The 20872-nt window shown below is 63.5% G+C and carries 20 protein-coding genes; 11 read left to right on the top strand and 9 right to left on the bottom strand.

Features of this window, described 5'->3' with window-relative positions:
• Window positions 1-92: 92 nt before the first annotated feature.
• The 7 genes from HFRIS_RS07250 to HFRIS_RS07220 all read right to left on the bottom strand — a co-directional run bounded on the left by HFRIS_RS07250 (window position 93) and on the right by HFRIS_RS07220 (window position 6989).
• A complete protein-coding gene (locus HFRIS_RS07250) occupies window positions 93-1148 on the bottom strand; it encodes a bifunctional UDP-4-keto-pentose/UDP-xylose synthase (RefSeq protein WP_006462634.1) in 1056 nt (351 codons plus the stop codon).
• A 29-nt stretch (window positions 1149-1177) separates the two neighbouring features.
• A complete protein-coding gene (locus tag HFRIS_RS07245; RefSeq protein ID WP_006462633.1) occupies window positions 1178-2095 on the bottom strand; it encodes a formyltransferase in 918 nt (305 codons plus the stop codon).
• Window positions 2092-3048, bottom strand: coding sequence for a glycosyltransferase (locus HFRIS_RS07240; RefSeq protein WP_006462632.1), 957 nt, complete (start codon window positions 3046-3048; stop codon window positions 2092-2094). Before HFRIS_RS07240 ends, HFRIS_RS07245 begins: the two co-directional genes overlap by 4 nt.
• A gap of 180 nt (window positions 3049-3228) precedes the next feature.
• Entirely contained in the window at window positions 3229-4359 is a 1131-nt protein-coding gene (locus tag HFRIS_RS07235; RefSeq protein ID WP_006462631.1) for a DegT/DnrJ/EryC1/StrS family aminotransferase, read from the bottom strand.
• Window positions 4360-4442: 83 nt separating this feature from the next.
• Window positions 4443-4814 (bottom strand): EamA family transporter, encoded by a 372-nt coding sequence (locus HFRIS_RS07230; protein ID WP_006462630.1) that lies wholly within the window; start codon window positions 4812-4814, stop codon window positions 4443-4445.
• Complete coding sequence (locus HFRIS_RS07225) at window positions 4811-6553, bottom strand: glycosyltransferase family 39 protein (protein WP_006462629.1); 1743 nt, start codon at window positions 6551-6553, stop codon at window positions 4811-4813. Before HFRIS_RS07225 ends, HFRIS_RS07230 begins: the two co-directional genes overlap by 4 nt.
• 55 nt (window positions 6554-6608) lie before the next feature.
• On the bottom strand, window positions 6609-6989 hold the full coding sequence (locus HFRIS_RS07220) for an Mth938-like domain-containing protein (protein ID WP_006462628.1): 381 nt from the start codon (window positions 6987-6989) through the stop codon (window positions 6609-6611).
• A 383-nt stretch (window positions 6990-7372) separates the two neighbouring features.
• On the opposite strand from HFRIS_RS07220, the gene HFRIS_RS07215 reads away from it, so the two are divergent.
• Together HFRIS_RS07215 and HFRIS_RS07210 are read left to right on the top strand one after the other, a co-directional pair.
• Window positions 7373-8602, top strand: coding sequence for a pyridoxal phosphate-dependent aminotransferase (locus HFRIS_RS07215; protein WP_006462627.1), 1230 nt, complete (start codon window positions 7373-7375; stop codon window positions 8600-8602).
• Between the two features lie 72 nt (window positions 8603-8674).
• Window positions 8675-9985 carry a homoserine dehydrogenase gene (locus tag HFRIS_RS07210; RefSeq protein ID WP_006462626.1) on the top strand — a complete coding sequence of 437 codons (1311 nt, stop codon included), beginning with the start codon at window positions 8675-8677 and terminating at the stop codon, window positions 9983-9985.
• A gap of 111 nt (window positions 9986-10096) precedes the next feature.
• Here HFRIS_RS07210 and HFRIS_RS07205 read toward each other — a convergent pair whose 3' ends face one another.
• Window positions 10097-10534, bottom strand: coding sequence for a surface-adhesin E family protein (locus HFRIS_RS07205; protein WP_006462625.1), 438 nt, complete (start codon window positions 10532-10534; stop codon window positions 10097-10099).
• Window positions 10535-10848: 314 nt separating this feature from the next.
• Between HFRIS_RS07205 and thrC the strand changes: the two genes are divergently transcribed.
• The 9 genes from thrC (at window position 10849) to HFRIS_RS07160 (ending at window position 19806) form a co-directional block, all read left to right on the top strand.
• Window positions 10849-12309, top strand: coding sequence for a threonine synthase (gene thrC / locus HFRIS_RS07200; protein ID WP_006462624.1), 1461 nt, complete (start codon window positions 10849-10851; stop codon window positions 12307-12309).
• A 221-nt stretch (window positions 12310-12530) separates the two neighbouring features.
• Window positions 12531-13751, top strand: coding sequence for a molybdopterin molybdotransferase MoeA (locus tag HFRIS_RS07195; protein WP_006462623.1), 1221 nt, complete (start codon window positions 12531-12533; stop codon window positions 13749-13751).
• A 21-nt stretch (window positions 13752-13772) separates the two neighbouring features.
• Complete coding sequence (gene moaD, locus HFRIS_RS07190; protein WP_006462622.1) at window positions 13773-14030, top strand: molybdopterin converting factor subunit 1; 258 nt, start codon at window positions 13773-13775, stop codon at window positions 14028-14030.
• 1 nt (window position 14031) lies between these two features.
• On the top strand, window positions 14032-14676 hold the full coding sequence (locus HFRIS_RS07185; RefSeq protein ID WP_006462621.1) for a class I SAM-dependent methyltransferase: 645 nt from the start codon (window positions 14032-14034) through the stop codon (window positions 14674-14676).
• A gap of 134 nt (window positions 14677-14810) precedes the next feature.
• The gene (locus tag HFRIS_RS07180) at window positions 14811-16181 is read left to right on the top strand and encodes a GntT/GntP/DsdX family permease (RefSeq protein WP_006462620.1); all 1371 of its coding nucleotides are present in this window, start codon (window positions 14811-14813) and stop codon (window positions 16179-16181) included.
• Window positions 16182-16258: 77 nt separating this feature from the next.
• Window positions 16259-16711: a molybdopterin synthase catalytic subunit MoaE gene (gene moaE / locus HFRIS_RS07175; RefSeq protein WP_006462619.1), complete on the top strand. Its 453-nt coding sequence runs from the start codon at window positions 16259-16261 to the stop codon at window positions 16709-16711.
• Between the two features lie 102 nt (window positions 16712-16813).
• Window positions 16814-18142, top strand: a complete 1329-nt coding sequence (locus tag HFRIS_RS07170; protein ID WP_006462618.1) for an Nramp family divalent metal transporter — start codon at window positions 16814-16816, stop codon at window positions 18140-18142.
• A gap of 74 nt (window positions 18143-18216) precedes the next feature.
• A complete protein-coding gene (locus HFRIS_RS07165) occupies window positions 18217-19518 on the top strand; it encodes a type II toxin-antitoxin system HipA family toxin (protein WP_006462617.1) in 1302 nt (433 codons plus the stop codon).
• Window positions 19519-19806, top strand: a complete 288-nt coding sequence (locus tag HFRIS_RS07160; RefSeq protein ID WP_006462616.1) for a helix-turn-helix transcriptional regulator — start codon at window positions 19519-19521, stop codon at window positions 19804-19806. It begins immediately after the preceding gene.
• Between the two features lie 54 nt (window positions 19807-19860).
• Here HFRIS_RS07160 and HFRIS_RS07155 read toward each other — a convergent pair whose 3' ends face one another.
• On the bottom strand, window positions 19861-20835 hold the full coding sequence (locus tag HFRIS_RS07155) for an HlyD family secretion protein (RefSeq protein WP_006462615.1): 975 nt from the start codon (window positions 20833-20835) through the stop codon (window positions 19861-19863).
• Window positions 20836-20872: the final 37 nt, after the last annotated feature.

Below are 20872 nucleotides of genomic sequence, written 5' to 3'. Positions count from 1 at the left end.
GGCTCATGATGATGGTCTCTGTGACGGTTTCACGCCGGAAAAAACAAAACCGCGCCAGAAGCGCGGTTTTGCGGGCCGTGGCGGGATGGAAATCAGTCCATCAGGGCACGGGCTTCGGCGACCTGGCTGCGGTAGGCGTCGAAGATGTTGCGCAGGGTGTCGGCCATGGTGGTCTTGGGCGCCCAGTTCAGTTCTTCGCAGGTATTGGTGATCTTCGGGACGCGGTTCTGCACGTCCTGGTAACCCTTGCCGTAGTAGGCAGCGGAGGTGGTCTCCACCAGTTGCACCTGCTTGGCGGTGTCGGCGTATTCCGGATACTCCGCAGCCAGCTTCAACATCATGTCGGCCAGATCCTTGATGGAGTAGTTGTTGACCGGGTTGCCGATGTTGTAGATCTTGCCCGTGGCCACGCCGCCTTCGTTGGCGATGATCTTCATCAGCGCATCGATGCCGTCATCGATATAGGTGAAGGCGCGCTTCTGCAGGCCGCCGTCGACCAGGGAGATGTTCTCGCCGCGCACGATGTGGCCAAAGAACTGGGTCACCACGCGGGACGAGCCTTCCTTGGGGGTATGGATCGAGTCCAGGCCGGCGCCGATCCAGTTGAACGGGCGGAACAGGGTGAAGTTCAGGCCGGCTTCCATGCCGTAGCCCCAGATCACGCGGTCCATCAGCTGCTTGGCGCAGGAGTAGATCCAGCGCGGCTTGTTGATCGGGCCACAGATCAGCTCGGATTCTTCCGGATCGAATTCCTCGTCGTGGCACATGCCATAGACTTCCGAGGTCGAGGGGAAGACCAGGTGCTTCTTGTACTTGGCGGCCGAACGCACGATCGGCAGGTTGGCTTCGAAGTCCAGCTCGAACACGCGCAGCGGGGCGTTGACGTAGGTCGACGGGGTGGCGATGGCCACCAGCGGCAGGATCACGTCACACTTCTTGACGTGGTATTCCACCCATTCCTGGTTGATGGTGATGTCGCCCTCGAAGAAGTGCATGCGCGACTTGTAGGCCTCGTTTTCCAGAATGTCGGTGATACGGTCGGTCATCATGTCCATGCCATAGACGTGCCAGTCCGTGGTTTCCAGGATGCGCTTGGACAGGTGGTGGCCGATGAAGCCGTTGACGCCGAGAATGAGGACTTTTTTCATAATGTTGAGAGCTAGTGAATGGCCGGACTTCAGGAGGCCATGTATTTCAGGTAATTGTTGAGTGAAGCATCCTGATCATTGATCTGGATGCCCAGGATCTGGAGGAAGTTGCCATCGCCACAACGGGCGTACAACTTGCCGCCTTCGAAGAACTTGTCCTGCATGCCATGGGCCCGCTGCAGGGCAGGGTGGGCCGACGGCGGAACCAGCCGGGTTCTCGTGACCGTAATTTTATCACCCGCGATTTCCTCGAAGGCGCCGGGGTAGGGGGGCGCTACCGCGCGCACCAGATTATGGACTTCGCGGGCGGTGCGGCGCCAGTCGATGCGGCCATCCTCGGGCTTGCGGCCGCTGAAGTAGCTGCCCTTGGACAGATCGTTGGGCAGCTGCGGTGTGCGACCCGCCAGCATGGCCGGCAGGGCAGTCCACAGGGTCATCTCGGCGGCCACCACGACCTTGCCGAAGACTTCGTGCGCCGTGTCGTCGGGCAGGATGGGCACGGCCGTCTGGGCCACGATGCTGCCGGCGTCGGGCTTGACGGTCATCTCATGCAGGGTGGCGCCGGTCTCGGTCTCACCGTGCAGCACCGCCCAGTTGATCGGCACGCGGCCGCGGTACTTGGGCAGCAGCGAGCCATGCATGTTGTAGGCGCCACGCCGGGCGGTCGCCAGCACTTCCGCAGGCAACATGTGGCGGTAATAGAAACTGAAGATAAAGTCAGGCTGCGCCGCCTGCACCTGGGCCAGCAATTGCGGCGACTTCGGGTCGGTCGGAGTGATGCAGGTGATGCCGTGCTCACGGCAGACCCCGGCCACGGAGCCGAACCAGATGTTCTCGGCGGCATTGTCTTCGTGCGTGACCACCAGCGAAACCTGCACGCCACGGGCGAGCAAGACTTTCAGGCAGCGCACCCCCACGTCATGGTAGGCGAATACGACGGCGTTCATAGGGCTTGCTTGTCTTCCGAAGAGGATTGCTCGAGGATGGCCTGCACCACATAGCGGGGGCGCGCGCGCACCTGCATGTAGATGCGGCCGATGTATTCACCCAGCAGGCCGATCGAGAACAGGATCACGCCCATCAGGAAGAAGGTGATGGCGAACAGCGTGAAGACGCCGCCCACTTCCGCGCCGATCAGCAGGCGGCGCAGTACGATCAGGATGAACAGCGCCGCCGAGGCGAAGGACAGCCCGATACCCAGCAGCGAGAAGAACTGCAGCGGCACCAGCGAAAAACCGGTCACCAGGTCGAAATTGAGGCGGATCAGGCTGTAGAAGGAGTATTTCGACTCCCCGGCCGAGCGCTCTTCATGCTCCACCACGATCTCGGTCGGATTGCGCGAAAAGGTGTAGGCCAGGGCCGGCACGAAGGTATTCACCTCCCGGCAGCGATTGACCAGGTCGATGACGTTGCGGCCATAGGCGCGCAGCATGTTGCCCTGGTCGGTCATCTTGATGCGGGTGATCTTCTCGCGCAGGCGGTTCATGGCCTTGGAGGCATAGGTGCGCCAGGCCGAATCCTGGCGCTTGCGGCGGATCGAGCCCACGTAGTCGTAGCCCTCGCGCATCTTGGCGACCAGGTTGCCGATTTCCTCGGGTGGATTCTGCAGGTCGGCGTCCAGCGTCACCACGACTTCGCCCCGGGTCGCCTCGAAGCCTGCCATGATGGCCATGTGCTGACCGTAGTTGCCATTGAAGAGCACCACCCGCGTGACATCCGGGCGCAGCCGATACTGTTCGGCCAGGATGCCGGCCGAGCGGTCGCGGCTGCCATCGTTGACGAAGATGACTTCATAGCTGTAGCCCAGCGCGTCCAGCGCCGGGTAGAGGCGCTCGAACAGTTTGGAGAGCCCGGATTCCTCGTTGTAAACCGGGATGACGACGGACAGTTCTGGTTTCATCAAATATCGAATGCTGGAAATGCAGGTGCTGAAATAAATCAAAGGCCCGATGCGCTGCGACAGTAGAGGTCGCGGCGTTCAGGCCAGCGTGTTGCAAAGATGACGAATTGCGTTGGCTGCAAATTGCGAAAGTGCAAATAAATCGAATTATGCCGAAATTTTCGAACAATTCCGCAAAAATCAGCCAAGCACCGATTTTACCGTTTCAACCGCGCGCACAACGTCCTCTTTACGCATGACATTGAACATCGGCAGGGAAACGATGCGCTGGCCGACGCGTTCGGCCACCGGGAACATGCCTTCCTTGAAGCCGCGTTCACGGTAGAGCTTGAGCAGGTGAATGGCCGGGTAGTGGTAGCCGATGCCGACCTGCTTTTCCATCATCTTTTCCATGAAGGCGGCACGGGTAATGCGTTCCGGCAGCACCAGCTGGAACATGTGCCAGTTCGAGTTCTCGAAGTCGGCCACCGGCAGCTGGGCGCCGTAGTTGGCTTCGAAGTCGCTGCCGAAGCAGGCGAAGTAATGGCGTGCCAGTTCCTTGCGGTGGGCGGTCACTGCGTCGATATGGGCAAACTGGCCCAGGCCGATGGCGGCATTCACATCGGTCAGGTTGTACTTGCCGCCCAGCACGTCCACTTCCAGGCCGTCGAAGCCGCTGCGGGTGACGCCCTGCAGGCGGTATTTCTCGGCCAGGCGCGCTTCGTCGGCATTGTTGAGCACCAGGAAGCCACCTTCGGCGCTGGTGATGTTCTTGTTGGCCTGCAGGCTGAAGGAGACGAAATCGCCGAACGAGCCGATGCGCTTGCCATTCCAGGTCGAACCCAGCGCCTGGGCGGCGTCTTCCACCACGCGCAGCTTGTGCTTGGCGGCGATCGCATACAGGCGGTCCATGTCCACCGGCAGGCCGGACAGATAGACCGGGATGATCGCCTTGGTGCGCGGGGTGATGGCTGCTTCCAGGCGATCCAGGTCGATATTGCGGGTGATCGGATCGATGTCGGCGAATACCGGCGTGGCACCGGTTTCCAGGATCACGTTGGCCGTCGCCACCCAGGAGATGGGGGTGGTGATGACTTCGTCACCGGGGCCGATGCCGGCGATGCGCAGCGCGATTTCCATCGTGCAGGTGCCGGAATTGAAGGTGCGCACGATGCGCCCGCCCACGTATTCCGACAGCGCCTTTTCGAACGCCTGGACCTTGGGGCCGCTGGTGATCCAGCCCGAGCGCAGCACCTCGCCGACGGCGGCGATGGTGGCTTCATCGATGGTGGGTTTGGCGAAAGGCAGGAATGGCAGCGAAGGCAGGCTCATGGTGGAATCCGGTCAGACGATATTCAGGATGGGAGGGCCGGCGCGGCGCTGGCGGGCGCCGCGCGGCGACCCGGTATTGTAAATCAGCTTCGGGTCAGCAAGACCACGCCGACAATGATCACGCCGATGGCCAGCAGGCGCTGCATGGAAATGGCCTCGCCAAGGAAATACCACGCGCCGATGGCATTGATGATGTAACCCAGGGACAGCAGCGGATAGGCGATGGTTACGTCCACCCGCGACAGGCCGATGATCCACACGCCCACCGAGATCACATAGCAGGACAGGCCGCCAATGATGGGCAGCTGGGTGGCCAGCTTGAGACCGGTGGAAAACCAGTTGTCCGCGGTCAGGTGGATCGCACCCACGGCATTGGTACCGGCCTTGAGCAGGAGTTGCGCTACTGCGTTCAGGCAGATGCCGACAAAGATGAAGCCAAATGTCGCCAGGTTCATTTGCCGGCCTTTTTCTCGCCGTTGGCATGGGCAGCGGCAGGAGTGGACGCAGGCGGCGGATCATTGGCCACGATGACGCGGCGCGGATCCTGGCCGATCAGGCGCATCGGCAGCTTGCGTTCAACCAGTTGCTTGTAGATGGTCGGGTCGATGATGGCGATGTCCTTCTTGCCGGCCGCATTGTCGGCCACCCATTGGGCCACGAAGGCGTCCACCGTCGGCAGCCACAGCTGCGGCTCCTGTTTCAGGCCGAACTCCATTTCGTCGGCGTGCTGCACCAGGGTCATGGTGCGACGCAGGTAGAAGGGCAGGGCCTGTTCGTAGCGGCCGACCAGGTAGATCGGGGTTTCCGGCTTGAGCTCTGCCTGCAGCGCCGGGACATAGTCGACGCCGGCCGAATAGCGGCCTTGCGGGTCATGCCCCAGCAGCAGCAACTGTCCGGCCACGAAGGCGGTCGCCGCCAGCGAGGTGACGGCCCAGTCCTTGTGCTGGCGGGCCAGGCGGATCGCGGCGATGCCGCCGACGAAGAAGATCAGCGCTGCGGCGTAGAGGTAGGGCACGTGGGCTTCCACCAGCGGCAGCGAGTAGGCATCCTTGGCCATCGACGGCACGCGCGGGATGAAGGCCAGCGCCACCGCGGCGGGCAAGGCCACCAGCGAGCCGGCCCAGGCCAGGGCCTTGTAATCGGCTTCTTCCAGGTGGCAGGCGATCAGCAGGGCCAGCGCGGGGAAGATCGGCAGCACATAGGAGGGCAGCTTGGAGTCCGAAATGCTGAAGAACACGAAGATGAACACCGCCCACACCAGCAACAGCCGCTTGGGCTGGAAGCGACCACCGTTGAGGCTGTTGTAGCCCGCCGTATCGCGTTGTTCGCGGGTGCCTTTCCACAGACTCTGGAAGAACACGCCCAACCAAGGGATGATGCCCAGCACCAGGATGGGGATGAAGTAATACCACGGGCCGGTGCGGCTATGGATCTTGCTGGTGAAGCGCTGGAAGTGCTCGTGGATGAAGAAGAACTGCGGGAATTCCGGGTTGCGCAGCGATACCGCCACGAACCAGGGCGTGCAGATGGCAAAGAACAGGATCAGGCCCTTGACCAGATGTAAGCGCTTCCAGATCGCCCAGTCGCGGGCGAAGAAGGTATAGAGCACCAGCACCGCGCCCGGCAGCACGATGCCGATCAGCCCCTTGGACAGCACCGCCAGGGCCATGCCGGCCCAGCACAGCAGCATCCAGTTGCGCTGGCCCTCGCGGGAGGCACCGTCACGCTGGGCCATCAGCAGGGCGCACAGGGCGATGGTCATCATGCCCGACAGGCCCATGTCCAGCGTATTGATGTGACCCATGCCGGCCCAGAAGAAGCTCGACGCTAGCACCAGCGCGGCATAGAAGCCCACGCGGCCGTTGAAGACGCGGCTGCCGGTGTAGCCGGCCAGACCGATGCCGAGCAGGCCGCACAGGCCCGTCCACAGGCGTGCCTGCCATTCACCCAGGCCGAACAGCTCGAAGGTGATGGCATTCATCCAGGTCTGCAGCGGCGGCTTTTCGAAATACTTGATGCCGTTCAGGCGGGTGGTGATCCAGTCCTGCGTGGCCACCATTTCGCGTGCCATCTCGGCGTAGCGGCCTTCATCGGTGGGCACCAGGACGCGAGCGCCCAGCATCCAGAACCAGACCAGCAGGAAGAGGATAAGCAGCGTCCAGACGAACGCCTTGGATTTGTACAGTTCGCGCATTGACAGCGGTTCCTTGTTGCGTGTTCTTGGGTTTCTTGTCGCGGCAAGTGCCGGTTCAGGCTTGTGGCGAGATGATCAGCGCCAGTGCCACCTTGCGTCCCTCGGCCATGAGGATGTTGTAGGTGCGGCAGGCGGCCTGGTTGTCCATGCATTCCACACCGATGCGGCGCGCCGTGAGCACGGTGGTCAGCTTGGGGTGGACGAAGCGCTGGCGCTCGCCGGTACCCAGGATGACCACGTCGGGCGCGGTGGCGTCGATCTGGTCGAAATGCTGCGGGGTGAGCGCCTCGAAGCTGTCCACCGGCCAGGGCACCGGCTCGGTTTCGGGCAGCACCAGCAAGCTGTTGGTGAAACGGATGGCATTGAGCTCGACACCGTCCTCATCGTAGGCGGTGACGGTCTGGTATTGCTTGGTCTCGGTCGTGTGGAGCTTCATCGCAGGATGGGCAGGATGGGTTGCAGGCGCCCGGTCCGGGCAGACGGCCGGGCCGGGATGTCATGGCGACATGCATCGCGGCAACGTGGTCGTAAAGTGCGCCATTGTAGCCGTTTCCGACCCCGGCGCACGCCTATTTGATTGATAAAATGCTTAGCTTTGGGCAAAATGGCCGGTTCCCGGCGGGCCCTTGGGGCGCCGTCACCGGCCTCTTTGCAGGTGCTTTACATTGCACTGCAGCGGGCAGGAACATGCAGGAAAATGACGGCAAGCGTGGTAATGGAGAGGACCGCGAGGCAAAGGTTCCGGTCCCGCCATGTGCGCCGATGAGATCCGATGGGGCCAGGCTGGCCGAACCCTGCGAAACGATTAGAGGAAGAGCTGTGCGACCGATTCAGAAATCCAAGAAGCTGGCAGATGTGTGTTACGACATTCGGGGTCCCGTGCTGGAAAAGGCGCGTCAGATGGAGGAAGAGGGCCACAAAATCATCAAGCTCAACATCGGCAACCTGGCCGCCTTCGGCTTCGATGCCCCCGACGAGATCGTGCAGGACATGATCCGCAACATGGGCAATGCCTCCGGCTATACCGACTCCAAGGGCCTGTTCGCCCCGCGCAAGTCGGTCATGCACTACACCCAGCAAAAGAAGATCGAAGGCGTCACCATCGACGACATCTACCTCGGCAATGGCGCCTCCGAGCTGATCGTCATGAGCGTGAACGCGCTGCTCAACACCGGCGATGAAGTGCTGGTGCCGTCGCCCGACTACCCGCTGTGGACCGCTGCCGTGAGCCTGTCCGGCGGCACCCCCGTGCATTACGTCTGCGACGAGCAGCAAGGCTGGCAGCCCGATATCGCCGACATCAAGAAGAAGATCACCCCCAACACCAAGGCCATCGTCGTCATCAACCCCAACAACCCGACCGGCGCGCTCTATTCGGTCGAGGTGCTCAAGGAAATCATCGAACTGGCACGTCAGCACCAGCTGATCATCCTGGCCGACGAGATCTACGACAAGGTGCTCTACGATGGCAACACCCACACCTCGCTGGCGTCGCTGGCCGATGATGTGTTGTTCATCACCTTCAATGGCCTGTCCAAGAACTATCGTTCCTGCGGCTATCGTGCCGGCTGGATGGTGGTCTCGGGCGAGAAGAAGCACGCCCGCGACTATATCGAGGGCCTCAACATGCTGGCCTCGATGCGCCTGTGCGCCAATGCGCCGGGCCAGTTCGCGATCCAGACCGCGCTGGGCGGCTACCAGAGCATCAATGACCTGGTCGGCCCCAACGGCCGCCTGACCAAGCAGCGCGACCTGGCGCACAAGCTCCTGACCGACATCCCGGGCGTGACCTGCGTGAAGCCCAAGTCGGCGCTGTACATGTTCCCGCGCCTGGACCCGGAGATCTACCCGATCAAGGATGACCAGGAATTCGCCTACGAACTGTTGGCCGAGGAAAAGGTGTTGATCGTGCAAGGTACCGGCTTCAACTGTCCCACGCCGGACCACTTCCGCGTGGTGTTCCTGCCCAATACCGACGACCTGACCGAATCCATGGGCCGCATCGCCCATTTCCTGGAGGGCTATCGTCGCCGCCACGGCACCGCCTGACCGTTTCTGCAGTAACCCGTCCTGCCCGCTGATGCGGACCAGGCGGTCTTTTTCATCAACCACGAAGACAATATGAAATCCATCAAAGTAGGTTTGCTCGGCATCGGCACCGTGGGTTCCGGTACTTTCAATGTTCTCAAGCGCAACCAGGAAGAGATTGCGCGCCGTGCAGGCCGGGGCATTGAAATTACCATGGTCGCCGCTCGCAATACTGCCCGCGCGACCGAACTGACCCGTGGCGAAGTCAAGGTCGTCAACGACGGCAACCTGGTGGTGAACGATCCCGAGATCGATATCGTCGTCGAACTGATCGGCGGCTACGACACCGCCCGCGATCTGGTACTGAAGGCGATCGCCAACGGCAAGCACGTGGTCACGGCCAACAAGGCCCTGATCGCCACCCATGGCAACGAGATCTTCAAGGCCGCGCAGGAAAAGGGCGTCATGGTAGCCTTCGAGGCCGCCGTGGCCGGTGGCATCCCCATCATCAAGGCACTGCGTGAGGGCCTCACCGCCAACCGTATCCAGTGGGTGGCCGGCATCATCAACGGCACCACCAACTTCATCCTTTCCGAGATGCGCGACAAGGGGCTGGACTTCGACGTGGTCCTGAAGGAAGCGCAGCGCCTGGGCTATGCCGAGGCCGATCCGACCTTCGACATCGAAGGCGTGGACGCAGCCCACAAGCTGACCATCATGGCCTCGATCGCCTTCGGCATCCCGGTGCAGTTCGACAAGGCCCACGTGGAAGGCATCACCAAGCTGCAGGCCAGCGACATCACCTATGCCGAAAAGCTGGGCTACCGCATCAAGCTGCTGGGCATCACGCGCCAGACCGAGAAGGGCATCGAACTGCGCGTGCACCCGACGCTGATCCCGGCCTCGCGCCTGATCGCCAATGTTGAGGGGGCCATGAACGCCGTGGTGGTGCGGGGCGACGCCGTCGGCGAAGCCCTGTACTACGGCAAGGGTGCCGGTTCCGAGCCGACCGCCTCGGCCGTGATCGCCGACCTGGTCGACATCACCCGCCTGGCTACGGCCGATCCGGAACACCACGTACCTTCGCTGGCCTTCCAGCTCAATGCCATGGCCGATACCCCGGTGCTGCCCATGAGCGAAGTGGTGACCAGCTACTACCTGCGCATCCGCGTGGCCGACCAGGCTGGCGTGCTGGCCGATGTCACCCGCATCCTGGCCGACTCGACCATCTCCATTGACGCCATGCTGCAGAAGGAGCCGGGCGAAGGTGAACAGCAGACCGACATCATCATGCTGACCCACCAGACCCAGGAAAAGAACATCGAGGCCGCCATCGCCAAGATCGAAGCCCTGTCCACCGTCGTGGGCAAGGTCACCAAGATCCGCCTGGAAGAGCTGAGCTGATCTCTCGCCGGTCAAGTCTGGCCGCCAACGAAAATCGGAGCCCGCGGGCTCCGATTTTTTTACGTCGGCAGGGCGGACCGCCGCGCCGGGCGAGGGCCGTCCTGCTGTGTCCTACTTCTTCAGTTCGAAGCTGCACACCGCCTGCAGCATGGCGTCACCCACCGACATCGGCTTGGGCTTGACGAAGTCCATGCCCTTGAGCGCGTCCGAATGGTCACGCTTGTCGCCCTTGCCATCGTTCTCGGCAAAGATGATCTCGCGCACCAGCTTCATGGTGCCGGCCTTGCAGTTGTACTGGTGCAGGTCCTTGTAGGACTTCAGCGTCGGAAAGCTCTTGTCGCCATTGTTGGGGCGCGCTTCCTTGAAGTTCCACAGCGACCAGGCCTCGCGCACGCCGCCGGACTCGACGATGGAGTCGGTATCGACCAGCAGTTCGGACTGGTCGGTACCGCCCAGCGATTGCCAGTTCTCGGCGTGGGCCGGCAGACTCGCCAGGAGGGCCGCGAACAGGCCGGTCGTTGCGAGCAGGGTCTTGGTCTTGTGATTCATGCCGTTTTCCATCCTTGTTGAGTTTGAATAGGTCTTTGATGTCGCCAGCGTGCAAACATTCCGCCAATCCGGCGCTGCACACGAAGTGGCGCAGCATAGCCCGGCCATGGCCGGCTTTCAAGGGTGGTAACGTTTTATTTCAGGTCAGTGATGTTCCGGGGCAATAGTCCTTCCCATGATCACCTTGCCCCGGATGCCACAAGGATTTCATGGCCGGCCCCTTGCTGCGCTTTTGTCGTAGCCCGTCTGGCCTTATAATCCAAGGCTTTCCTGCCAATTCACCCTCCAGCCGCCTGCCGGCGCTTCCTATCGACATGCAATACGTCTCCACTCGCGGTCACGCTGCAACTCCTTCCTTCTCCGAAATCCTGCTGGGCGGCCTGGCCCCGGACGGTGGCCTCTACCTCCCGGCGCAGTATCCGCAGGTGAGCGGCGCCGAGCTCGAGCAGTGGCGCAAGCTGTCCTACGCCGACCTGGCCTTCGAGGTGCTGCGCAAGTTCGCCACCGATATCCCCGAAGCCGATCTCAAGGCGCTGGCGCACAAGACCTATACCGCCGACGTCTATCGCAACACCCGCGCCGGTGAGGACGCCGCCCAGATCACCCCGCTGCGCACGCTGGAAGAGCGCGACGGCAACAAGCTGGTACTGCAAAGCCTGTCCAACGGCCCCACGCTGGCCTTCAAGGACATGGCCATGCAACTGCTGGGCAACCTGTTCGAATATGCCCTGGCCAAGCAGGGGGCCGAACTCAATATCGTCGGCGCCACCTCCGGTGACACCGGCAGCGCCGCCGAATACGCCATGCGCGGCAAGAAGGGCATCCGCGTCTTCATGCTGTCCCCGCACAAGAAGATGAGCGCCTTCCAGACCGCACAGATGTTCAGCCTGCAAGACCCCAACATCTTCAACCTCGCGGTGGAAGGCGTCTTCGACGACTGCCAGGACATCGTCAAGGCCATCTCCAATGATCTGGAATACAAGGCCGCCAAGAAGATCGGTACCGTCAACTCGATCAACTGGGCACGCGTGGTGGCGCAGGTGGTGTACTACTTCCGTGGCTACCTGGCCGCCACCACCAGCAATGAACAGAAGGTCTCCTTCACCGTCCCTTCGGGCAACTTCGGCAACATCTGCGCCGGTCACATCGCGCGCATGATGGGCTTGCCCATCGACAAGCTGGTGGTGGCCACCAACGAGAACGACGTGCTCGACGAATTCTTCCGCACCGGCGTGTACCGCGTGCGCAAGTCGGCCGAGACCTACCACACCAGCAGCCCCAGCATGGACATCAGCAAGGCCTCCAACTTCGAGCGCTTCGTCTATGACCTGCTGGGCCGCGACAGCGCCCGCGTCAAGTCCCTGTTCCACAAGGTCGAGACCGCCGGTGGCTTCGGCCTGACCGGCAAGCCCGGCAGCGACGGCGATGAATTCGCCAGCGTGATCAAGTACGGTTTCGCCTCCGGCAAGTCCACCCACGCCGACCGCCTGGACACCATCCGCTTCGCCGAAAAGACCTACGGCATCACGGTCGATACCCACACTGCCGACGGCATCAAGGTGGCGCGCGAAAACCTCACCCCGGGTGTGACCATGATCGTGCTGGAGACCGCCTTGCCGGCCAAGTTCAACGAGACCATCCGCGAAGCCCTGGGTCGTGACGCCGACCGTCCGGCCGGCTTCGAGAATATCGAGGCACTGCCGCAGCGCTTCGAGGTCATGCCGGCCGATGCCGCCCGTGTGAAGGCCTTCGTGGCCGAGCACACCGGCCTGTAAGCACCGTCGGTTCTGCCCGATCACGCCGTCCGCGCCATCGGCCCGGGCGGCGTTTTTCATGGGCCGCAGAGGGGCGGTGATTGCATTAGAATGTCGGGTCGCTGTGTTGACCGGAATTGACCAGAAAACAACGCAACTCCTGCATTCCATCCCTCAAGCCCGCCATGCAATCCACGCCCGCTCCCATTCCAGACTCCCCGGCCAAGCCCGCCCGCACGCCCATGCAAAGCGTCGCCCAGGCACTCGACACCCTGCTCGATGCGGCCGTGCCGGTCACCGGCAGCCAGACCGTCGCCACCCTGGACGCCTGCGACCGCGTGCTGGCCACTCCCGTGCAGGCCCACATCAACGTGCCTGGCATGGACAATTCGCAGATGGACGGCTATGCCGTGCGCGCCGCCGATTGCGCCTCCGGCCAGGCGCGCCTGCGGGTGTCGCAGCGCATTCCCGCCGGTCACGTCGGCCAGCCGCTGGAAGCCGGCACGGCCGCCCGCATCTTCACCGGCGCCATGCTGCCCGAGGGCGCAGACGCCATCGTCATGCAGGAAGCCTGCGAGGTGGACGGTGACCACGTCGTGATCCGCCATGTGCCCACCCGTGGCGAATGGGTGCGCTATACCGGCGAAGACATCCGCCAGGGCAGCACCATCCTCGACGCCGGCACCCGCCTGCGCCCGCAGGAACTGGGGCTGGCGGCTTCAGTCGGCCAGGCCGAACTGGAGGTATTGCGGCGGGTACGGGTGGCGGTGTTCTTTACCGGCGACGAACTGACCATGCCCGGCGAGCCCCTCAAGCCCGGTGCCATCTACAACTCCAACCGCTTCCTCCTGCGTGGCCTGCTGCAAAAACTGGGTTGCGCCGTCAGCGACTACGGCATCGTCCCCGACAACCTTGCCGCCACCCGCCAGACCCTGCGCGAAGCCGCCCGCGAGCATGACCTCATCATCACCAGCGGCGGCGTTTCCGTGGGCGAGGAAGACCACGTGAAGCCGGCCGTGGAAGCGGAAGGGCGCATCAACATGTGGCAGATCGCCATGAAACCCGGCAAGCCCCTGGCCTTCGGTCAGGTGCGGCGCGGGGAAGAGGGCGCGGGTGAAGCGTTCTTCATCGGTTTGCCCGGTAATCCTGTCTCTTCCTTCGTCACCTTCCTGCTGTTCGTGCGACCTTTCCTGCTGCGTCTGCAGGGCCTGCCACGCGCTGCCGTGCTGCCGCAGGCAGTGAGCATGCGTGCTGACTTCGACTGGCCCCGCGCCGACCGCCGCCAGGAATTCCTGCGCGTGCGTCGCAATGCCCAGGGCGGCCTGGATCTCTTCCCCAGTCAGGGCTCGGCCGTGCTGACCTCGACCGCCTGGGCCGACGGCCTGATCGACAACCCGCCCGGACAGACCATCGCCGCCGGCGACATGGTGCAGTTCCTGGCCTTCGATCATCTGCTCAACTGAACCACCAAGGAATTTCCCTTCATGAAAATCGAACTCCGTTTCTTCGCCAGCGTGCGCGAAGCCCTGCAGACCTCGCAGGAAATCATCGAGCTGCCGGACAGCGTCAAGACCGTCGGCGACGTGCGCGCCTTCCTGATGGGGCGGGGCGGCATCTGGGCCGAGGTGCTGGGACCGGAAAAGAACCTGCGCATGGCCTACGACCATGACATGACCGAGGCCGATACCGAGATTGCCGAGGGCGGCGAAGTGGCCTTCTTCCCGCCGGTCACCGGTGGCTGACATGGGCACCCGTCGGGATCCCTCGGTCGGCACGATTGCGCACTACAGCAGCAATGCTCAGAGCTTTCGCGAAGGCACCTGGGATCATGATGTCAGCCAGAACATGGCAGCCTTGCTGGATGCCTTGCACGCCAGAGCCGGCCAAGCCGGGCAAGGGCCCTTCACGATTCTGGACTTCGGCTGTGGCCCGGGGCGCGACCTGATCGAATTCACCCGGCGCGGCCATGTTGCGGTCGGGCTGGACGGTACGGCCGAGTTCGTCGAGATGGCGCGTGCGGCCAGTGGCTGCGAGGTCTGGCACCAGGACTTCCTGCAGCTGGACCTGCCGCCGCAACGCTTCGACGGCATCTTCGCCAATGCCTCGCTGTTCCATGTGCCTTCGGCTGCACTGCCGAGCGTGCTCTCCCGGTTACACGCCAGCCTCAAGCCGGGCGGCATCCTCTTCAGTTCCAATCCCCGCGGGGAAGACCTGGAAGGCTGGAGCGGTCCGCGCTATGGCGTCTGGCACAGCCTGGAGGGCTGGCGCCGTTACCTGCTGCCAGCAGGATTCGTTGAATTGCGGCATTATTACCGCCCTGACGGTTTGCCGCGTGAGCAGCAGCCGTGGTTGGCCAGCGTCTGGCAAAAAACACAAGACCGGAGCTAAGCAAACCACCAGGACATTCGACATCCGGATTCTTTAGGAGGAGACCAAGCCTGCGCCAAACAGGTTTGCGGAGGGGGTGCACAAAAGACATCGTCCATCGATGCGCATTCATCCACACCTAAGAAGGAACCATCTTGATTTCGACCCAACTGGCCGCCTGGGCGGCCCAGGACACGCAGTTGCTGCTGGTCACGCTGGCGGCATTGATCGCCATCGTGGTGCTGATCAGCTTCCTGTCCATCGCACCCTTCCTGTCCATCCTCATCGGCACCTTCATCGCCGGTATCGGCGCCGGCCTGCCGCTGGAAGACATCGCCAAGGCCTTCAGCAAGGGCGCCGGCAGCCTGTTGGGCGAGGCCGGCATCATCATCGCCCTGGGCGCCATGCTGGGCGCGCTCATGGCCGAGTCCGGCGCGGCCGACCGCATTGTCAATACCCTGCTGCGCTATGCGCGTGGCAGCATCATTCCCTGGATGATGGCCCTGGTGGCTCTGGTGGTCGGTCTGCCGCTGTTCTTCGAGGTCGGGCTGGTGATGATGGCGCCGATCATCTTCGTCATGGCACGCCGTTCGCAGTTGCCCATCATGCGCGTGGCCATTCCCGCGCTGGCCGGCATGACCACGCTGCATGCGCTCTTGCCGCCGCACCCCGGTCCCTTGATTGCCGTGTCGGCCCTGCGTGCCGATCTCGGTACTACCATGCTGCTGGGCTTCATCGTCGCCATCCCGGCAGTCATCATTGCTGGCCCGCTGTATGGCAACTTCCTGGCACCGCGCCTGAACCTGGCCGAACCGGACCAGATCGGCAAGCTCTTCAGTGCCCGTGAAGGGCAGTCGCAGCCGGGCTTCGTAGCCTCGCTGGTGACCATCCTGCTGCCGGTGGCGTTGATGCTGGGCCGTACCGTGGCGCGCATCTGGGTCACGCCCAAGACCGAGTTGTTCGAGATGCTCAACTTCTTCGGCGAACCCATCATCGCCCTGACCGTCACGGTGCTCTTTGCCGTGGTGGTGCTGGGCTGGGGCCAGGGCAGCAGCCGCTTCGAGGTGGGTGCCACGCTGCGCCGCGCCTTGCCGCCCATCGCCGGCCTGCTGCTGACCATCGGCGCCGGCGGCGGCCTCAAGCAGACCCTGCTGGCCGCCGGCATCAGCGACACCATCACCAAGATCGCCACCGGCACCCACATGCCGCTGATCCTCCTGGCCTGGATCATCGCCGTGGCACTGCGCCAGGCCACCGGTTCGGCTACCGTCGCCACGACCGCCACCGCAGGCATCGTCGCGCCGCTGGTGGCTGGCCTGTCGGCGACCCACAATTCGCTGATGGCCCTGGCCATCGGTGCCGGCTCGGTGTTCTTCTGCCACGTCAATGACGCCGGCTTCTGGATGGTCAAGGAATACTTTGGCCTGAACCTCAAGCAGACCCTGGCGACCTGGTCGGTAATCCAGACCCTGGTCTCGGTGATCGGCCTGGGCATGACGCTGCTGCTGTGGGGGCTGATCGTCTGATCGTCTGATCCACGTGTGCTCGCGGGCAGGGCTGCGCTGGTAGAATCGCAGCCCTGCCTTTCACTTTCCGTCCAGCCATGCCTGTCCGCGTCCAGACCGCCGATTTCGATCTCTCCACCGAAGTGGCGCAACTGCGCCTGTCCAATCCCCGCGTAGGGGCGGTGGTGAGTTTCGTGGGCACGGTGCGCGATCTCAACGAGGGCGCGGCCGTCTCGGCCATGGAGCTGGAACACTATCCGGTCATGACCGAGCGCGCCCTGGAGCAGATCGTGGAACAGGCCAAGGCGCGCTGGCCCATCTTCGATGCGCTGGTGATCCATCGCATCGGGCCCATGCAGCCGCTGGAGCAGATCGTGCTGGTGGCAGTCACCTCGCCCCATCGCGGCGAAGCCTTCGCGGCCTGCGAATTCATCATGGATTACCTCAAGACCCAGGCGCCGTTCTGGAAGAAGGAACAGACGCCGGACGGCGCCCGCTGGGTCGATGCCCGCGAGAGCGACGACACGGCACTGAGCAAGTGGAAACAATAAGGCGTCCTGCCTCGGGAGCTTGATCCCGGCGCCGGCCGCCAAGGGCGATCACAGGGGGAAACCGTCTTGCCACTGAAGTTTCAAATTCCACGTTTACCACGCATGCCGCGCATTCCCGGTCTGCCGACCACGGCCACCGCGCCATTCTGCCCGTCCGAAGTGGCGGGCTCGGTCGCTGTGCCGGCCGGTGCCTCGGTCTGGCAAAAGCTGCGCATCTACGTCGGCCCCGGCCTGCTGGTGTCGATCGGCTACATGGACCCGGGCAACTGGGCCACGTCCATCCAGGCCGGTTCGCAGTTCGGCTACCAGCTGCTATTCGTGGTGATGCTCTCCAGCCTGGCCGCCATCGTGCTGCAATGCCTGTGCGCACGCCTGGGCATCGCCACCGGCAAGGATCTGGCGGTGCATTCACGCGAACATTACCCGCCCGCCGTGGGCAAAGGCATGTGGGTGCTGGCCGAACTCTCCATCATCGCCTGCGACCTGGCCGAAGTGCTGGGCTGCGCACTGGCCTTCAACCTGCTGCTGGGCGTATCGCTGCCGGTGGGCGTGCTGCTGACCGCGCTCGATACCCTGATCGTGCTGGGACTGAAGGGCAGGGGATTCCGACAGGTGGAGGCCATCATCCTCGGACTGGTCATCACGATCGCCACCTGCCTGCTGGCACAACTGGCCTTCGTCAAGGCCGACTGGCATGAAGTGATGCAAGGCTTCGTTCCCTCGCTGCAGGCCATCTCCAGCCGCGAGCCGCTGTATCTGGCCATCGGCATCATCGGCGCCACCGTGATGCCGCACAATCTCTATCTGCATTCTTCCATCGTGCAGACCCGCAGCGTGCGGCGCGATCCGGCCTCCCTGCTGGAAGCGGTGCGCTACACCCGGGTCGATACCACGATCTCGCTGCTGATCGCCATGGTCATCAACGCCACCATCCTGATCCTGGCCGCCACCGCCTTCCACAAGAGCGGCAATACCCAGGTCGCAGAACTGGATGAGGCCTACCATCTGCTGGACCCCATCACCGGCTCGGCCATGGCGGCCATCCTGTTCGGCGTGGGCCTGTTCGCGTCCGGTCAGAGCTCGACCTTCACCGGCACCATCGCCGGCCAGGTCATCATGGAAGGCTTCCTGAAACTGAAGATTCCCTGCTGGCAGCGCCGCGTCATCACCCGCGCCCTGGCGCTGGTACCGGCCCTGATCGGGGTGCTTACCCTGGGGCCGCATTCGGTGGGCAAGCTGCTGGTGGCCAGCCAGGTGGTGCTGTCGCTGCAATTGCCCTTTGCCATGTATCCGCTGATCCGCCTGACCAGCCGTGCCGACCTGATGGGCGAGCTGGTCAACCGCTGGTGGGTCAGTGCCACGGCGTGGCTGCTGTTCGTGGCGATCTCGGCGGCCAACGTGTGGTTGGTGTGGCAGGTGTTTGCCACCTGAATACCGCCTTTAGCACATCAAACTATCATGTTTGTCCTGGATTTTATGGGTATTGATGATAGTATGATGTGTATATGAAGACTTCCTGCACCCTGCAACTACATATCGACGGCGCCTGGCGCGACGCGGCCGCGTTGTCCCTGACCGGCCCGGTAGAGCAGGGCATGGCGGCCTCGTCCTTCCTGGCCTATGAGGCGGCGCATGTGGTGGACTACCAGAACCGGCGTGATGCGGCGGCGGTCTCCGTGAATGTACCCGTCAGCTTCGACGACCTGCGCGAACACCGCTGGCCGGCGTTCCTGATCGATCTGCTGCCGCAAGGCTACGGCCGGGGTGAGCTGCTGCGCCAGCTTGGCCTGGACGAGCGTGCCGAAGCCAGCGCCGACTGGCCATTGCTCTGTGCCGGTGCTGGCAATCCCATTGGCAACCTGCGCCTGCTGGAAGCCTGGCAATGGGCGCAGCAACGCAGCGGGCCGCAGTTGCGCGGGTTCGCAGTCGAAGAGATCGCGGCGCGTTCGGAAGACTTCAACGAATACCTGGCCCAGCACGGTCTGTTCCTGGCAGGCTCCTCGGGGGTGCAGGGCGAATGGCCGAAGATTCTGCTGACGCGTGCCCGCGATGGCCTGTTCTATCTCGACCACGCCTTGCCCGATGACCTGGCCGACTGCCACTACATCGTCAAGTTCGGACGAGGGCCCGATCCCGACCTGGCCAACATCCTGCAACTGGAAGCCCCCTATATGCAGCTGGCAGCCAGCCTCGGCCTGCGGGTCCACGCTGCACTGGAACTGCACGGCAAGGCCTTGTTCATTCCGCGTTTTGATCGCGAGGTGCAGTCCAGTGACGGTCGCCGCCAGGTGGTGCGCTACGCCCAGGAAAGCATTGCTTCGCTCTGCGGCGTGACCGGCTTTGCGGCGACGCCGTCGCATAACGTGACCTGCGCCAGGCTGGGGGAGGTGACCACCGATCCGGTGGCGGAGATCATCGAATACATGAAGCGCGATATCGCCAATATCGTCCTGCGCAACAAGGACAACCATGCTCGCAACACCGCCATCCGGCGCGACGCGCAGGGGCAGATCGGGCTCACGCCGCTGTTCGACTTCGCGCCCATGTGGCTGCATCCCGACGGCATCGCCCGGCGCATGCGCTGGGAGCACGATGACGGCGGTTCGCCGCAGTGGGCCAGCGCGATCGCGCAGGCCTGCGACGCGGCCCGACTGGAGGAAGCACCGGTGCGGGCGGCTGTGCGCGAGATGGCACAGCCGCTGGCAGGACTGCTGGAGCGCGCCCGCGATCTGCGCATCGACGCACAATTCCTCGACCCGTTGGCCGTCACGCTGGCCCAGGTCCGTACCCAACTGGAGGCGCTTTGAATGGACAAGCGCTTCAAGCCGCTCACTGCCATCGAGCAATTGGAAGAACGGCGTGCGCTGTTCGATGAACTGGCCGCCGATCCGGCCTTGCCCATTCCCGCCGTGATCCGCAAGATCCGCACCACCCTGCGCCTGACCATTGCCGAATACGCCAAGCTGTGCGGCGTATCTGCCCGCACCTTGCAGGATATCGAACGCGGTGAGTCCAGTCCCACGCTGGCCACTGCCGACAAGCTGCTCAAGCCGGTCGGCATGAGCGTGGGTGCAGTCGCGCGCAAGCGCACATGAAAAAGGCGGCCCTGATGCTGCATCAGGGCCGCCTTTCCACTACCTCAGGCTGGTTCAGTTGCGCGCTGCCGGCTGCGACTTGCCGCTCCCCGGCTCCAAGACCACCGTGCAGGTCAGCCCCGAGGCCAGCAGTACATGTTCCGGCACCTCGTCGAGCTGGATGCGCACCGGGATGCGCTGGGCCAGCCGCACCCAGTTGAAGGTCGGGTTCACATCGGCGGTCAGTTCGCGGCTTTGCGGGTTGTCACGGTCATAGATGCCGCGGGCGATGCTGTCGACGTGGCCTTCCAGGGTGGCGCCGTTGATCAGCTGGATCTTGGCGCGGTCACCGATGGACAGCAGCGGCAGCTTGGTTTCCTCGAAATAGGCATAGACCCAGAAGGAGTGGCTGTCGATCAGCGCGATCTTGGCCGCGCCGGCAGCCGCATAGTCGCCGCGACGCACGGCCAGGTTGGTCACATAGCCATCCACCGGGGAAAACACCTTGGTGCGCTCCAGGTTCAGCCTGGCCGTATCGCGCTGCGACAGGGCCGCCTGGTATTGCGCCTGGGCGCCTTGCAGCTGGGCCTGGGCGGCGTCCAACTGGGCTTGCGAGGCGGTAACCTGGCTGCCGGCATCTTCGCGGGCTTCCCGCGACACCACCAGCGCATCCACGTCGGCCCGGCGGCGGGCCTGGGCACGGCGCATGGCCAGGTCGGCGCGGCGTGCCTCGACCTCGGCACGGCGCACATCCAGATCTGCCTTGCGCGCGGTGACGGCGGCCTCGGCCTGTTGCAGCGCCAGCGTGTAGCGGGCCGGGTCGATTTCCATCAGCAGATCCCCCTTCTTGACCAGCTGGTTGTCGCGCACCGGCAGGGCCACTACCTGGCCGGAGACATCCGGCGCGACGTTGACCACTTCGGCGCGCACCCGGCCGTCGCGGGTCCATGGGGAATGCATGTAGTGCTGCCACAGGCTCCAGGCGAGCAGGATGGCCAAGAGGAAAATGGCCGAGGTGATGAGGACGCGGAAAATCGATTTGACCGACATGGTGAACTACTCCTGATTGTTTCTTTATCTTTTCTGA

The sequence above is a fragment of the Herbaspirillum frisingense GSF30 genome (assembly GCF_000300975.2).
GTDB lineage: Bacteria > Pseudomonadota > Gammaproteobacteria > Burkholderiales > Burkholderiaceae_D > Herbaspirillum > Herbaspirillum frisingense.
This window is presented reverse-complemented; position numbering and strand designations above follow the sequence as displayed.